At 58.1% G+C, this 14,798-nt stretch carries 13 protein-coding genes; 11 read left to right on the top strand and 2 right to left on the bottom strand.

Annotated elements, in window-relative coordinates; all coding sequences use genetic code 11:
* Positions 1-74: 74 nt before the first annotated feature.
* On the bottom strand, positions 75-944 hold the full coding sequence (gene coxB / locus N7U68_RS15500; protein ID WP_165194126.1) for a cytochrome c oxidase subunit II: 870 nt from the start codon (positions 942-944) through the stop codon (positions 75-77).
* Between the two features lie 190 nt (positions 945-1,134).
* Here coxB and tldD point away from each other — a divergent pair, with 190 nt between their 5' ends.
* From tldD to N7U68_RS15470, 6 genes are all read left to right on the top strand, one after another.
* On the top strand, positions 1,135-2,556 hold the full coding sequence (gene tldD / locus N7U68_RS15495) for a metalloprotease TldD (RefSeq protein ID WP_263047394.1): 1,422 nt from the start codon (positions 1,135-1,137) through the stop codon (positions 2,554-2,556).
* Between the two features lie 282 nt (positions 2,557-2,838).
* Entirely contained in the window at positions 2,839-4,026 is a 1,188-nt protein-coding gene (gene dprA, locus N7U68_RS15490) for a DNA-processing protein DprA (protein ID WP_263047393.1), read from the top strand.
* 354 nt (positions 4,027-4,380) lie between these two features.
* Complete coding sequence (gene topA, locus N7U68_RS15485; protein ID WP_263047392.1) at positions 4,381-7,062, top strand: type I DNA topoisomerase; 2,682 nt, start codon at positions 4,381-4,383, stop codon at positions 7,060-7,062.
* Positions 7,063-7,197: 135 nt separating this feature from the next.
* Positions 7,198-7,758, top strand: coding sequence for a L,D-transpeptidase (locus tag N7U68_RS15480; RefSeq protein ID WP_263047391.1), 561 nt, complete (start codon positions 7,198-7,200; stop codon positions 7,756-7,758).
* Positions 7,759-7,891: 133 nt separating this feature from the next.
* Entirely contained in the window at positions 7,892-8,614 is a 723-nt protein-coding gene (locus N7U68_RS15475; protein WP_263047390.1) for a CoA transferase subunit A, read from the top strand.
* On the top strand, positions 8,614-9,237 hold the full coding sequence (locus tag N7U68_RS15470) for a 3-oxoacid CoA-transferase subunit B (protein ID WP_263049172.1): 624 nt from the start codon (positions 8,614-8,616) through the stop codon (positions 9,235-9,237). The genes N7U68_RS15475 and N7U68_RS15470 overlap by 1 nt, the downstream gene beginning before the upstream one ends.
* Before the next feature lie 59 nt (positions 9,238-9,296).
* On the opposite strand, the gene N7U68_RS15465 is transcribed toward N7U68_RS15470, so the two are convergent.
* Entirely contained in the window at positions 9,297-10,106 is an 810-nt protein-coding gene (locus N7U68_RS15465; protein ID WP_165194138.1) for a lytic transglycosylase domain-containing protein, read from the bottom strand.
* Positions 10,107-10,477: 371 nt separating this feature from the next.
* On the opposite strand from N7U68_RS15465, the gene N7U68_RS15460 reads away from it, so the two are divergent.
* The 5 genes from N7U68_RS15460 to N7U68_RS15440 all read left to right on the top strand — a co-directional run bounded on the left by N7U68_RS15460 (position 10,478) and on the right by N7U68_RS15440 (position 14,507).
* Positions 10,478-10,669 carry a Flp family type IVb pilin gene (locus tag N7U68_RS15460; protein WP_165194140.1) on the top strand — a complete coding sequence of 64 codons (192 nt, stop codon included), beginning with the start codon at positions 10,478-10,480 and terminating at the stop codon, positions 10,667-10,669.
* A gap of 187 nt (positions 10,670-10,856) precedes the next feature.
* Positions 10,857-11,054: a DUF1345 domain-containing protein gene (locus tag N7U68_RS15455; protein WP_165194142.1), complete on the top strand. Its 198-nt coding sequence runs from the start codon at positions 10,857-10,859 to the stop codon at positions 11,052-11,054.
* 155 nt (positions 11,055-11,209) lie between these two features.
* Positions 11,210-12,079, top strand: coding sequence for a Flp pilus assembly protein CpaB (cpaB, locus tag N7U68_RS15450; RefSeq protein WP_165194144.1), 870 nt, complete (start codon positions 11,210-11,212; stop codon positions 12,077-12,079).
* A 315-nt stretch (positions 12,080-12,394) separates the two neighbouring features.
* Positions 12,395-13,828 carry a type II and III secretion system protein family protein gene (locus N7U68_RS15445; protein ID WP_165194146.1) on the top strand — a complete coding sequence of 478 codons (1,434 nt, stop codon included), beginning with the start codon at positions 12,395-12,397 and terminating at the stop codon, positions 13,826-13,828.
* Between the two features lie 16 nt (positions 13,829-13,844).
* Entirely contained in the window at positions 13,845-14,507 is a 663-nt protein-coding gene (locus N7U68_RS15440; RefSeq protein ID WP_165194148.1) for an OmpA family protein, read from the top strand.
* Positions 14,508-14,798: the final 291 nt, after the last annotated feature.

The raw sequence follows: 14,798 nt of genomic DNA, 5'->3' as shown, positions 1-14,798 counted from the left end.
GCTTTCAACGATTATCGCGGGCTGAAGCCCGGCCTGCACTGCCATAAGCCGGGCTTCAGCCCGGCTTGGTCTCATCACTCGGCGGCCGCCACATTATAACCCTGCGGTGTACCGGCGTATTCTTCGATCGCACCTTGCAGCCACGCATCGTAGACATCCTGACTCACAACCTTGACGGTGATCGGCATATAGGCGTGATCCTTGCCGCAAAGCTCCGAACACTGGCCGAAATAGGTGCCTTCCTGTTCAGCCTTGAACCACAGCTGCGACAGACGACCCGGCACTGCGTCCTGCTTTACGCCAAACGCGGGAATGGTCCAGCTATGGATCACATCTGCACCGGTAAGATGCATCACGACGACCTTGTTCACAGGCACAACAACGGCTGTGTCGGTTGCCAGCAGGAATTCGTCACGGCTGTAACCCGCCGCTTCCAGCTCTGCCACAACCTCATCGTTCAACACTTTGCCTTCACCGATCAGGAAGCTTTCAAATCCGAACTCATGGTCGGTGTATTCATAGCCCCAGTACCATTGGTATCCGGTCACCTTGATGTTGATGTCACCTTCAGGAATTTCCTGCTGCTTGAACAGAACCGGCAACGAGAACGCGCCGATAAAGACCAGAATCACGATCGGGATGATCGTCCACGCGACTTCGATCGGCGAATGGTGGGTGAACTTTGCAGGCGTCGGGTTAGCGCGGCGGTTAAACCGCAAGATCGCGTAAACCAGCAGCGCCACAACAAACAGACTGATGGCAGTGATCACGATCAGCACCATATTGTCGAGCCAGTGCAGATCGCGCGCCAGCTCAGTCGCCGCGGGTTGAAAGCCCATGAGGCCGTCTTTCGGCCGACCGATGATTTCGAGGTTCTCCTGCGCCAATGCGGGTGTGGCAGTCAGGGCGGCTGTCGCAGCCAGCATTTTGGAAAAATATCGCATGATGCACCTTGGTCGGTTGAAGCGTTTATCGCGTTTTTGAGGGAGGTAACCGCCGCACTGGCGGAATCCCGTTGTTTCATCGCCCGTTAAAACCATATTCTGCACCGACAGACAAGAATGACGATTGCGGCAAACAGACGCTTTTTTGACATAGGTCAATTTAAGACGTCGACAGTCGAGGACAAAACACATGCAAGACGCCCCTTTTCGACCGTTCGAGACCAACCTCGACACCGAAACCGCACTGACGCACCTACGCACTGCCACCCGTGGCGCCGATGACGGTGAGCTGTTTCTGGAACGCAGCCGCTCTGAAACGCTGATCTTCGACGATGGCAGAGTGCGCACTGCCAGCTATGACGCCAGCGAAGGGTTCGGCCTGCGCGCCGTGCGCGGCGAGGCAGCGGGGTACGCGCATAGCACTGACATATCCGAAGCGGCGCTACTCCGCGCGGTCGAGACGGCGCAACTGGCCGTCGGCGCGGGGGGTGGGACGCTCGATGTCGGGCCTGCGCCGACGAATACCCGGTTGTATACTGATTCCGATCCCATAGCAGGTGTCAGCTTTCCCACGAAGATTGAGACGCTGCGCGAGATCGACGCCTTTGCTCGTGCGCTGGATCCGCGTGTCGTACAAGTCACGGCTGTGATCACCGCAACGCTGCAAGAGGTCGAGATCCTGCGGCCTGAAGGCACTCATTTACGTGACGTACGACCGCTCTGCCGGGTGAATGTCTCGGTCATCGTCGAACAGGACGGACGCCGCGAGACCGGCACATCAGGCGGCGGCGGCCGTGTCGGGCTAGATGGGCTCATCGCCCCGCAGGACTGGCAGGCCAAGGCTCGCGAGGCATTGCGCATCGCGCTGGTAAATCTGGACGCCGTCCCCGCCCCTGCTGGTGTTATGGATGTGGTGCTTGGTCCCGGCTGGCCAGGCATCTTGCTCCACGAGGCAATCGGCCACGGGCTTGAAGGCGACTTTAATCGCAAGGGCAGTTCGGCCTTTGCCGGGCTGATGGGCCAACGCATAGCAGCCCCCGGCGTGACCGTGCTGGACGACGGCACTCTACCGGATCGGCGCGGAAGCCTCAGCTTCGACGACGAAGGCACGCCGTCTGGCCGCAACGTCCTGATCGAGGACGGCATTTTGGTTGGTTACATGCAGGACCGTCAGAGCGCACGTCTAATGGGTGTCGCCCCCACCGGAAACGGACGCCGCGAAAGCTATGCACACGCACCGATGCCGCGCATGACCAACACCTATATGCTGGGTGGCGACACCGCACCGGGTGACATCGTGGCCGACTTGCAGGATGGCATTTACGCGGTCGGTTTTGGTGGCGGGCAGGTTGACATCACCAACGGCAAGTTCGTGTTTTCCTGCACCGAGGCCTACCGCGTTCGCAATGGCGTGGTTGGCGCACCGGTCAAAGGGGCCACCCTGATCGGCGATGGCGCGACTGCGCTCAACCAGATCAGGGCGCTCGGCAGTGACATGGCGCTTGATCCCGGCATGGGGAATTGCGGCAAGCAAGGCCAATGGGTGCCCGTGGGCGTCGGCCAGCCGACCGTGATGATTGGCGGTCTGACTGTGGGCGGTTCGGCGACCTGAGCGCGCTGCGCGTGAATACCTCCGGCAAATGCATCTACGGGCCAGGTGGAAGCGTTCACACCATTTGCTACGAATCGTCGGGCCAATGATGTGCTGACTGGAACTGCTACGGCGAGAAGCAGGATAGAAGCCCTACATTACCTGTTAGGCCCCCTGCTATGTTGGAAATGTAAATCAATACGTTAGGTGATTTCAGAGATCATTTCTGAAATGCCCCGTTTTGGTTTACCCGCCATTAACCCTGCGCTGCCTAATGTCCTCTTGCAATCAGGCGGAGCTGCGATGACCGAGGATACACATCCTTCCACTCACCCCCCACTCCCACCCACCACGGAAGATGATCGGGTGTCGTGGCTCCGTCTGTTGCGCTCCCGGCGTGTCGGGATCGCAACCTTCTATCGGTTGCTTGCTGAACACGGCACGGCACAAGCCGCGCTAGAGGCGCTGCCCGAAATTGCCCGCGCGGCAGGTGTTACGGATTATAGTGTTTGCCCCGAAGGGGTGATCCATGCTGAGCGCCGCGCCGGACATGCCAGCGGGGCGCGGCAAATATTTATCACCGATGCCGAGTATCCCAGTCTGTTGCGCAGCATTCCCGATGCGCCGCCAATGCTGTGGGCCATTGGGGATACCGCCATACTCGCACGCCCCATGGTTGCTCTGGTCGGCGCGCGCAATGCCTCATCATTGGGCACACGCATGGCACGGGCGCTGGCCAGCGATCTGGCGCAGCAGGGCTATGTCGTCGTGTCCGGGCTGGCGCGCGGCGTCGATGCCGCAGCGCATACAGCAACGTTGAAAACCGGGACCGTCGCGATACTCGCAGGCGGCGTCGACATCCTATACCCTGCAGAGAATGCACGCTTGGCCGATGATGTTGCGCGCACCGGAATACGTCTGTCAGAGCAACCGATGGGCACGGTCCCTCAGGCCCGACACTTTCCAACCCGCAACCGCATTATCAGCGGCATAGCGCAGGCGGTGGTGATCATCGAGGCTGCGGCCAAATCCGGCTCTTTGATCACGGCGCGCAATGCGCTTGATCAGGGGCGGGATGTTATGGCGGTGCCGGGGCATCCCTTTGACGCACGCACGGCGGGCTGTAACATGCTGATCCGTGATGGTGCGCGTCTGGTTCGCAATGCGACCGATGTAATCGAGGCGCTGCCGCAAACTGCTGACCCGGATACCAGACGCATACAACTGGATCTGCCCGTTTCACCAGAAACCGCAAGCAACCCGAGTGCTGCCGACGATCGGGAACGGCCCGCAGACCGGCGCAGCCTGCGCGAAACGGCAGATCTGCATGACGTGATCCTCGACCGACTCGGCCCGTCACCACTGGCCGAAGATCAACTGATCCGCGATCTCGGTGCTCCCGCGCGCAGTGTTGCACCCGTTCTTGTCGATCTCGAAATCGAAGGCCGTATTTGTCGACAACCTGGCGGCTTGCTGTCACGTGTAAGCTGAACAAGCCGATCAGACCGGAACCTCCGAAGCAATATCACACAACAGTTATCTCTGACGCACCTCCGTCCCGCATCGCGCAGCGGTGAATGGTCGCAGACAAATTCCTCTTTCCGTATTGGCTCATGCCTATCGCCCCCGGTGCTGCGCATCCTCAAGACGCTTCCCGGACTGATCTTTGATAAGTTCTGCGCCACAGTCGGCGGCTTGCGATTGCTGCCCGATACGAGACGCAATTGCAAAATCCCACACGCCACACATGCCCCGTGCGGCACATTGGCTGCATTGACAAATCGCTCCAGCACCCCACATGGTCCGCCGCCATGAGGTGCCAGTCCCCGAGTCGAAAGGAAGTCCATGCCCGTCGTTGTCGTCGAATCTCCGGCCAAGGCCAAGACAATCAACAAATATCTGGGCAAGGATTACATCGTTCTGGCGTCCTACGGGCATGTCCGCGACCTGCCGCCCAAGGACGGTTCAGTCGACACCGAGAACGGTTTCGACATGAAATGGGAAGTCGGATACGACAGCCGCAAACATGTCAAAGCGATCGCCGATGCCTTGAAAGACGACAACGCGCTGATCCTTGCGACTGACCCCGACCGCGAAGGCGAGGCCATCAGTTGGCACCTCGAAGAGGCGCTGCGTAAACGCAAGGCGATCAAGAAAGATACACCGGTGAGCCGTGTGGTGTTCAACGCAATCACAAAATCCGCCGTCACGCAAGCGATGGAAAACCCCCGTCAGGTCGACGCGCCGCTCGTCGAGGCCTATCTGGCGCGCCGCGCACTGGATTATCTTGTCGGTTTCAATCTCAGCCCGGTACTATGGCGCAAGCTGCCCGGCGCCAAGTCGGCGGGCCGTGTACAATCAGTCTGCCTGCGTCTGATCGTCGAGCGCGAGATGGAGATCGAAGCATTCGATGCCCGTGAATATTGGTCGGTCAAGGCCCTGCTCAGCACACCACGCGGACAAGAGTACGAGGCGCGACTGACCACCCTTGCCGGAAAAAAGCTGGAAAAATTCGATCTCGAGAATGCCACCCAAGCCGAACTGGCAGTACAGGCGGTTACCAGCCGCGCGCTGAAGGTCGTGAATGTCGAGGCCAAACCGGGTAGTCGCAACCCATCAGCCCCCTTTATGACGTCCACCCTGCAACAGGAGGCCAGCCGCAAATTCGGGATGGGCGCGCGCCAGACGATGAGCGCTGCACAACGGCTCTATGAAGCAGGCTACATCACGTATATGCGAACCGATGGGATCGACATGGCCCCCGAAGCGGTGCATGCGGTGCGCGATGCAATCACCGACAGGTACGGCAAGGAATACGTGCCGGGCAGCCCGCGCATGTACAAAAACAAGGCGAAAAACGCGCAAGAAGCCCACGAATGTATCCGCCCGACCGAGATGACCAAGGATGCGGCAGCGCTCAAGATCACCGACAAAGATCAATTTCGCCTCTATGATTTGATCTGGAAACGCACCCTTGCCTGTCAGATGGAGGCTGCCCGACTGGAGCGCACCACTGTCGAGATCGGCAGCGATGATGGCCAGATCGGCTTGCGCGCCACCGGGCAGGTCGTTCTGTTTGACGGCTTCTTGCGCGTCTATGAGGAAGGCCGCGACGAGCCCGCAGATGATGAGGATGGTCGCCTGCCACAAATCGCGCAGGGCGAACCTGCCGCTTTTGCCGATGGGTCATTGCGCGCGCAATTTGCCAAGGCCGACAAATCAGACAGCGTGATAGACGAGACCGCAAAGGGTGGTATGTCCGCTCACGCCGCTGCCGTTCTCAGCGAAAACGAGGCGGTGCTGGCGTCGCAATCCTTCACCCAACCGCCGCCGCGCTACACCGAAGCGACTTTGGTGAAACGAATGGAAGAGCTGGGCATTGGTCGTCCATCGACCTACGCCAGCATCGTGACCACGATTCAGGACCGCGAATATGTCCGCAAGGACGGCAATCGCCTGATCCCCGAAGATAAGGGACGGATCGTCACGATATTCCTGCTCAACTTCTTCCGCAAATATGTCGGTTACGAGTTTACCGCCAACCTTGAGGAAGAACTGGATCACGTCAGTGCGGGCGAAGCCGACTATAAGGAACTGCTGGGGCGGTTCTGGCGTGATTTCTCTGCCGCCATTGGTGAAACATCCGAGTTGCGCATTACCGAGGTTCTCGACGTGCTGGACGATGCACTGGCGCCGACGCTGTATCCGCCCCGCGAGGACGGCAGCGATCCTCGTACCTGCCCGCTATGCGGCAAGGGACAGTTGCACCTGAAAACGTCCAAATCCGGCGGCTTTGTCGGTTGCGGCAATTATCCCGAATGTCGCTATACCCGGCCCATCGGCGGTGATGCTGCAGAGGGCGGCGATCGTGTGCTGGGCGAAGATGCTGGCGATGAGATCAGTCTGCGCAGTGGCCGCTTTGGCCCCTATGTCCAGCGTGGCGAAGCCACCGAAGAAATCAAGAAGCCACCGCGCGCCTCGCTACCCAAGGGCTGGACGACCGACGATATGGATCTGGAAAAGGCGCTGACGTTGCTCAGCCTGCCGCGTAAGGTCGGGCCGCACCCTGATGATGGTGAAATGATCGAGGCGGGCATCGGGCGCTATGGCCCGTTCGTGAAACATGGGCGACTCTATGCGAACCTCAAGGAGGTCGATGAAGTCTTTACCATCGGCATGAACCGCGCGGTCGAGGTGCTGGCACAAAAACTGGCCAGCCGCGGCGCGGGACGTGCGGCCGCCAAACCGCTCAAGGAGTTGGGCGAACACCCCGAGAACGGCGGCCCTATCAATGTAATGGACGGGCGCTATGGTCCGTATGTGAAGTGGGAAAAAGTCAACGCCACCCTGCCCAAAGGCACAGAGCCGGACGATGTCACCATGGACATGGCCGTGGAGTTGATCACCGCCAAGGCCGCGAAATCCGGCAAGGGTCGCAAGGCGCCAGCCAAGAAGAAGGCACCTGCAAAGAAAGCGACGGCGAAGAAGAAACCCGCAGCCAAGAAGGCACCTGCGACCAAAGAATAGCCACGCGTGGCATGCGTGCGCTGCATACCCACGTTGCAGCGCCGATGTTAACGCCATTGTGACCGGGCACTACCTTTCGCCCGTCGGGTGTCCGGTGCAGTCTGCGCAAAACTTTCGCAGATGACAGAGGCAGACATGGCACATACATCCCTTTCGCGGCGCGCGCTCATTCTGGGTGCGGCAGCGACCGGTTTCGTCACCCCGGCACTGGCCACCGCACAACAGGCGCCGGTTCGGCGTAACACCTCCAGTTTTGTCACTCAAAAGTGGCAGGATCATTTCGACACGTTGGGCAAAGGCGCGATTATCGCGGACACCACATCCCGCGCTTTGCACTATTGGAACGCCGACGGTAGCGACTACCGCGTGTTTCCTACGTCGATCCCCATGTCCGACGAGTTGACCAAACGGGGCTATACCAAGATCGTCCGTAAGAAGGTCGGCCCGACATGGACCCCCACCCAGAACATGCGCAAGCGTGACCCCAGCCTGCCGACGTTTATGCCCGCAGGTCCAGATAATCCGCTGGGCACTCATGCCATGTATCTGACATGGCCCGCCTACTTGATCCACGGCACCCATGACACGCGCAAGATCGGGCGGCGTTCATCTTCGGGCTGCATCGGACTATACAATCCGATGATTGAGGAACTGTTCGCGATCACGCCCATCGGCACACAGGTACTGGTGCTGTGATCCGGCAAGCAGGCATGCACTGCTCCGCATACGTATAAACCCTTACCTGCCCGGCCCGTGTGCCGGGCAGCGTTGACTCTGCCATGCGGCTCACCCCATATCGGTCCCAACCAATCACAACGAGGGGGCTTTGATGAAAAAGGTCTATGGATCCGCCAAAGAGGCACTGGACGGCGTGCTGTTTGATGGAATGTTCATCGCGTCGGGGGGCTTTGGTCTCTGCGGCATTCCAGAGCTGCTGTTGCAGGCGATCAAGGAGGCAGGCACCAAGGATCTGACCTTTGCCTCTAACAATGCCGGCGTCGACGATTTTGGTATCGGTATTCTGCTGCAAACGCGGCAGGTGAAAAAGATGCTGTCATCCTATGTCGGCGAGAACGCCGAATTCATGCGTCAATATCTGAGCGGCGAGTTGGAGCTGGAATTCAACCCGCAAGGCACGCTGGCCGAGCGGATGCGCGCGGGCGGCTGCGGCATTCCAGGTTTTTATACCAAAACCGGAGTGGGCACAGTTATCGCCGAAGGCAAGGAAGTGAAGGAGTTTCCCACTGGCCCCGATGGTCAACCCGAGGAATACATCCTCGAACGCGGTATCTTTGCCGATCTGTCGATCGTTAAGGCATGGAAGGCCGATGACACCGGGAACCTCGTGTTCCGCAAGACGGCCCGTAACTTTAACCCACCCGCAGCCATGTGTGGCAAGATCTGCATCGCCGAGGTCGAAGAGATCGTGCCGCGCGGGTCACTGGACCCCGACAGCATCCACCTGCCCGGCATTTATGTGCATCGGATCGTTCAGGGTGATCACGAAAAGCGTATTGAACAACGCACCGTTCGCAAAAGGGAGGACGCATGATGCCTTGGGATCGCAATCAAATGGCCGCCCGCGCGGCACAAGAGCTGGAAGACGGCATGTACGTGAACCTTGGCATCGGGATCCCGACGCTGGTGGCGAACTATGTTGGTGACAAGGACATCACCCTGCAATCCGAGAACGGCATGCTTGGCATGGGGCCTTTCCCGCTTGAAGGTGACGAAGACCCGGACCTGATCAACGCAGGCAAGCAGACCATCACTGAACTGAGCCGCACTGCCTATTTCGACAGCGCGCAAAGCTTTGGCATGATCCGCGGTGGAAAAATCGCCGCCGCAATCCTCGGCGCGATGGAAGTGGCCGAGAATGGCGATCTGGCGAACTGGATGATCCCCGGCAAGCTGGTCAAAGGCATGGGCGGCGCGATGGATCTGGTCGCGGGCGTTGGCCGTGTGGTCGTGGTCATGGACCACACCAACAAACACGGCGACAGCAAGGTGCTGAAGTCCTGCACCCTGCCCCTGACCGGCAAAGGTGTTGTGGACCGGATCATTACCAATCTGGGCGTGCTGGATGTGGTCGAGGGCGGTCTGCGCATCGTCGAGACTGCGGACGGCGTGACCGAAGACGAGTTGCGCGCCGCGACCGAGGCCACGCTCGTCTGACCCAGACATCTCGAATACGGACTTGTTGGGCGGCTCTTATATATAGGAGGCGCCCAATTCTATTTCATGGCCAGGTTCAGCGCGCAGCCATCGGATATGAATTGCGGCCGTGTCTTGCATAGCCCGCGCGCGACATCATAGGCGGCTAGAACCTTTGGTATATAGTCGCGCGTTTCTGGATATGGAGGGACGCCCTCATTTGCTTTCACCGCGTTCTCGCCCGCGTTGTACCCCGCCAGCGCCAAGATCGGATCGCCCTTGAACTCCTTTAGCAACCAATCAAGGTAGGCCACCCCGCCCTTGATATTCTGATCTGCCGCCAGACTGTCGTCCACGCCAAAGCGCGTTGCCGTGGCCGGGATCAGCTGCATCAGACCCTGCGCGCCCTTTTCGCTGAGCGCGTCGTCGCGCCCGCCGGACTCAACCGAAATCACTGCCAATACGAGCGCCGGGGATACATCGGTGCCAATCGTCGCCATAAGGATGTTCTGGCCTTGGCTGAGCGCGATTTGCTGAATGTGCTGCAAGCGCGGTCGCGGGGCTGCGGCACCTGCGGGCGGCTGCGCCAATTTCTGCAATGCCGTTTCAAACCGCAGCGCACCCGCATCCGAGTAACCCGGAGGGATATGATCCCAAAACCAATCGTATTGCGCGGCACGCACCGGAGCGCCGGGGACGTCATCGGGCTTTGCCGGCGCTGACGGTGTCGCCTGATCGCCCGGTTCGATCTGGATCGTGATACGCTTGGCCGTTCCAGCCTTGGGTGGTTTGCCCATCTTAAAGGTAAACTCGGGAAATGGTGCGGGATCGCCCGCTAGCGCGCCTGCACTCAGAACTGACAGCATCGCCGCCAATACGTATTTTTTCATAATTTTACTCACGGCGGACTGCTCGGCCTGTTGATTATTGACCTGAGCATCGCAAAAGTCTTCGATTTTTACCAGCTATTGGTGCGTTTTTGGGGTCAATCAACCGCAAACGGACATCAATTCGGTACAGTCCCCGCATGAAATCGAAATTTTTCAGATTTTTATATCGTTATAAAACAATATGTTAACAAGTTACCTTACGGAAATATTAATCTGCTCCAAAATCGAACCAATCGTGCCCAATTCCTGCCCGAATTGACTGGCTATATCTCCCCATACCGCAGCGCAGACGGCCAACAGAGAGAGGCGGCCAGAAAGCAAAACGGTTACGAACCTGAGTAAACTTTATGATCCTTTGGAGGGACCAAACCATGATCAAATTTTTCAAAAACTTCAGCAAAGACGAAGACGGTGCCGTGACAGTTGACTGGGTCGTTCTGACCGCTGCTGTGGTTGGCCTGGGTGTTGCAGGCGTGTCGACTGTTTCGACCGGTATTGGCAACCTGGCAGACGACATTCAGACTGGCGTCGAAGCAACTGCCGTCACAGGCGTTGGCAGCTAATTTCTAGCTTCGCCACCCAAGTTACGGAGAGCCGCAAGTCACGGATTTGCGGCTCTCTGGTGTTAATACACCCAAGTCTGCCTCATGCAGCACCGCAGTATCGGTTTTTTCGAACGCCCGTTTTCTTGCGTTCAGGTCATCTGATCGTTGCTTTCATGAGCTGCCACATCAACATCGAGGTGCTGCTATGAAGAAGATCAGAAATCTCAGAATTTTCAAACGCGACGAAGATGGCGCGGTGACGGTCGATTGGGTTGTTCTGACCGCAGCCGTTGTAGGTCTGGCAGCCGGCGGCGTAGCAGAGATGATGGGCGCATCGTCAAAACTGTCTGGCGACATCAAAAACGAAGTTTCCGGCGTAAGCGTCAGCGGCGTTAACAGATAACCGCTTCTTCGCTCGCCCTACACAGGCCGAACCACCGCAAAGCAAACACCGGGTGAACCCGGTTTTGCCACAATTACCGGATACAAACCGGATTGGATAATGCCGACTCGCGGTCGCCCGCGTGCGGCAAAGACGTAACGACGAAAGGATAGGCCATGCGCGCTGTTTTTGGACTGGTACTTGTGGTGGGGCTCGGCCTTGCTGGCTTTGCCGTATATATGGCCAAGAATTATATCCAAGGCTATCAGGCCCAGCTGGCCCAAGAACGCAAATCCCGCGCACCTGTGATCGAAACGGTCGATATCTACGTCGCCAAAGAACCATTGAAATATGGCCAGCGCCTGATGAAAAAAGACGTCCAACTGGTTAAGTTTCCCAAAGCATCTCTGCCTGAGGGTATCTACGGCACTGAAGAGGCGCTGTTCCCTGAAGGTGAAGACGAGCCGCGCACAGTCTTGCGCGCGATGGAGAAATTCGAGGCGATTCTCGCAGTCAAAGTAACCGGCCCCGGCGAAGATGCCGGCATCACGAACGCTCTGGAGCGCGGCATGCGTGCATTCGCGATCGAAGTGGACCGTACCTCTGGTGTATCTGGCTTTCTGCGCCCCGGAGATCGGGTAGATGTCTATTGGACCGGCAGCATCGGCGGCGATGCCATGCGCACCGAAGGTAATTCCAGCGGCGACGTGACCAAACTGATCGAGGCCGGGATCAAGCTGATCGCAATCGATCAAAGTGCGAACGGCGACGACCTAAAGGCGCAAATCGCACGCACAGTTACGGTATCGGCGCGCCCCGAACAGGTCGCGGCGTTGCAGCAAGCCCAGTCGACCGGACGCCTGAGCCTTTCGTTGGTTGGTGCCCAGGATGACACGATCACTACTGCGATTGAAATAGACCAACATCAATTGCTCGGGCTCGCAAGCTCACCGGTGGCTGTTGAACGTCCGCAAGAGCAGGTCTGCTCGATCCGGACGCGCCGCGGTTCTGAGGTCATCATCACACCGATCCCGTGCACGAACTGATGCATCCTGCAATCGCTTCAAACCACATGCGTGATCGAAAACGCCCAAACTATTGATGTTGTGCTCGCGTGATCACGCCCCGTGGACCTGCAAAAATACAGGCGGCGCGATGACATGGCCCACTGAAAACACTTGCAAAATCGGGGTGTCGCTTCTGCGATGCCCCGTTTCTTTCATGCAACTGTTTAACGTCCAATCTGATAAAAATCGGCTAAGTAGCATTGATTCTTGATAAAAAAGTCAAAATGCCTCAGACTAATAAGCAATACGGGCAAAAAGACCCGAAATGAGGCGTGATCGGAAAAGGCAGGTCACATGAAAAGTAGAAGTATTTTTGCGGCAGCCCTGCTGGGGTTTGCCATTTGCGCGGGCACAGGCCCTGCGCCGGTTCATGCAGAAAGCCTGCATGTCGTTCGTAAAGGCACGGGCCGCGATCTAAGTGTTGCGATGAACCGTGCTGTCGTTGTCGAAAGCGACGTACCCTTTGCAGAACTGAGCATCGCGAACCCATCTATCGCCGATTTTTCGACCTTGTCGGATCGTACCATCTATGTCCTCGGCAAATCGCCGGGGCGTACGACACTGACGCTGCTCGATGAAAACGGCAGGCTTATTACCAATGTCGAAGTCCGGGTGAGCGCCGATGTATCGGAGTTCAAGGAACGGTTGCGCCAGATCCTTCCGAATGAGCGAATCGAAGTGCGTACCGCCAATGATGGCATCGTGCTTTCGGGCACCGTTTCCAGCACCCCGCGCATGCAGCGCGCACTGGACCTGGCAGAACGCTATGCACCTGAACGGGTGTCCAACCTGATGAGCGTATCGGGCAAACAGCAGGTCATGCTGAAAGTGCGTTTCGCCGAAATGCAGCGAACCGTGGCCAAGAGCCTTTCGACTTCGCTCTCGGTGGACGGCCTGTCGACAGGTGGCCTAGGCGTAGGTGCTTCGACTAACAATGCCGGCGCGTCCAATGCCAACATTGCAGGGGTCGTTCCAGGCACTGGCCCGAACGGATCGGCCAACAATGGCGCGGTTTTCTTTGGCTTTAACGCAGGATCCGCTCAGATCGGCATCCTGATGCAAGCTCTTGAAAGCAAAGGCGTTGTGCGCACTCTGGCAGAACCAAATCTGACGGCCCTGTCGGGGCAAGAGGCAAAATTCCTTGCGGGTGGCGAATACCCGATTCCGATCGCTCAGGACAACAGCACGATTACCGTCGAATACAAACCCTTTGGTGTTGAGTTGAACTTTGTGCCGCGTGTGCTTGATGATGATGTGATCAACCTCGAAATTGCAGCCGCAGTATCGGCTTTGGACCCCAACAACGGGATCACGATCGGCGGGGTAAACAGCTTTACGATCAATGCGTTCCGTCGGCGTGACGCCTCGACCACCATCGCCATGCGCGACGGCGAGAGCTTTGCCATCGCGGGGCTGTTGCAGGATGATTTTCAGGACACCAACGGTCAGATACCCTGGATTGGTGACATCCCAATCCTTGGTGCTCTTTTCCGTAGCGCCGATTATCAACGCTCGCAAACAGAGCTGGTGATTATCGTGACCGCGCACTTGGTGACCCCAACCAAGGGAGAGGCGCTGGCGCTGCCCACTGACCGGGTTCGCCTGCCATCCGAGGCAGACCTATTCCTGAACGGACGCGTTGCGCGCAACGTGGGGCCCGATACCGGACCGACTGGAGAGGTTGCCAAACAGGACTTCAGCGGCTCATATGGCTACGTAATGGATTGATGCAGGTGCGAGAACAATGAAAAAAGCACTTATTTTTCTGTCAGTTATTGCTCTTGGAGCTTGTTCCAAGAACACTGGTCAGGTGTATCGTTCCTACTTCGACGAGGCCGGTTCTCTGGTCGATGGCGGCAGCTTCGGCAATGCGAACATGAACAACACGCAGATCATGTCTGGCGAGAAGAGTTACGTCTATGATCTGTCCAATCGTTTCGCGACCGAGGTTCTCAGTACTGTCAACTTCGCCTTCAATTCAGCGCAACTGGATGCTGGCGCGCGCGACACGCTCCGCGAACAGGCTGCGTGGATTCGACAATTCCCGGAAGTCCGCTTCCGTGTTTATGGACACACCGACGCTGTCGGTTCGAACAGCTTTAATAAGCGTCTGGGCTTGGCCCGCGCCAACGCCGTCGTCGGATATCTGGCCTCGCAGGGCATCAATCGTTCCCGATTGGAGGCCGTCGTCTCATTTGGCGAATCGCAGCCATTGATCGTGACCCAAGGCCGTGAACGCCGCAACCGCCGGACCGTGACCGAAGTTTCGGGCTTTGTCCGCTCCCACCCAATCGTGATGGACGGGAAATACGCCGAAGTCGTATTCCGCGAGTACGTCACCAGTGCCAAACCAGATTCTGATCTTATCCTCGTCAAAGCCGGTGGTTCGTCCACCGCCGATGAATAAGACACGCAGAGTTATCTCCCTGCCCGGCTTGCCGGGACACCTAAAGCCCGCCGCACTGTCGGCGGGTTCTTCTTGTCCCGTTGCGACGCCTACACACGTATAGCCCGGTAGGCGCAAAGAACTGCCCGCAGTCAGGTTCCACGGGGGCAATCAGCCCTGCGATGTTGTCGCTCACGCCAGCCGCGGCGTCCATCTTTCGCACAAAAATGGTTTTTTGGCCGTATTGTTGCCAACATTACAGACGATATTCCAGACAGGGTGAAATGTGCCGTGCGTCATTCACATGGCGCA

This window comes from Roseovarius pelagicus, assembly GCF_025639885.1.
Lineage (GTDB): Bacteria > Pseudomonadota > Alphaproteobacteria > Rhodobacterales > Rhodobacteraceae > Roseovarius > Roseovarius pelagicus.
Note: the sequence above shows the minus strand (reverse complement) of the source record. Positions and strands in the feature narration are given on the sequence as shown.

Bases quoted from the DNA above. Each gene is read 5' to 3' on its own strand.
- coxB (WP_165194126.1), bottom strand. From the start codon at position 944: ATGCGATATTTTTCCAAAATGCTGGCTGCGACAGCCGCCCTGACTGCC.
- tldD (WP_263047394.1), top strand. From the start codon at position 1,135: ATGCAAGACGCCCCTTTTCGACCGTTCGAGACCAACCTCGACACCGAA.
- dprA (WP_263047393.1), top strand. From the start codon at position 2,839: ATGACCGAGGATACACATCCTTCCACTCACCCCCCACTCCCACCCACC.
- topA (WP_263047392.1), top strand. From the start codon at position 4,381: ATGCCCGTCGTTGTCGTCGAATCTCCGGCCAAGGCCAAGACAATCAAC.
- N7U68_RS15480 (WP_263047391.1), top strand. From the start codon at position 7,198: ATGGCACATACATCCCTTTCGCGGCGCGCGCTCATTCTGGGTGCGGCA.
- N7U68_RS15475 (WP_263047390.1), top strand. From the start codon at position 7,892: ATGAAAAAGGTCTATGGATCCGCCAAAGAGGCACTGGACGGCGTGCTG.
- N7U68_RS15470 (WP_263049172.1), top strand. From the start codon at position 8,614: ATGCCTTGGGATCGCAATCAAATGGCCGCCCGCGCGGCACAAGAGCTG.
- N7U68_RS15465 (WP_165194138.1), bottom strand. From the start codon at position 10,106: ATGAAAAAATACGTATTGGCGGCGATGCTGTCAGTTCTGAGTGCAGGC.
- N7U68_RS15460 (WP_165194140.1), top strand. From the start codon at position 10,478: ATGATCAAATTTTTCAAAAACTTCAGCAAAGACGAAGACGGTGCCGTG.
- N7U68_RS15455 (WP_165194142.1), top strand. From the start codon at position 10,857: ATGAAGAAGATCAGAAATCTCAGAATTTTCAAACGCGACGAAGATGGC.
- cpaB (WP_165194144.1), top strand. From the start codon at position 11,210: ATGCGCGCTGTTTTTGGACTGGTACTTGTGGTGGGGCTCGGCCTTGCT.
- N7U68_RS15445 (WP_165194146.1), top strand. From the start codon at position 12,395: ATGAAAAGTAGAAGTATTTTTGCGGCAGCCCTGCTGGGGTTTGCCATT.
- N7U68_RS15440 (WP_165194148.1), top strand. From the start codon at position 13,845: ATGAAAAAAGCACTTATTTTTCTGTCAGTTATTGCTCTTGGAGCTTGT.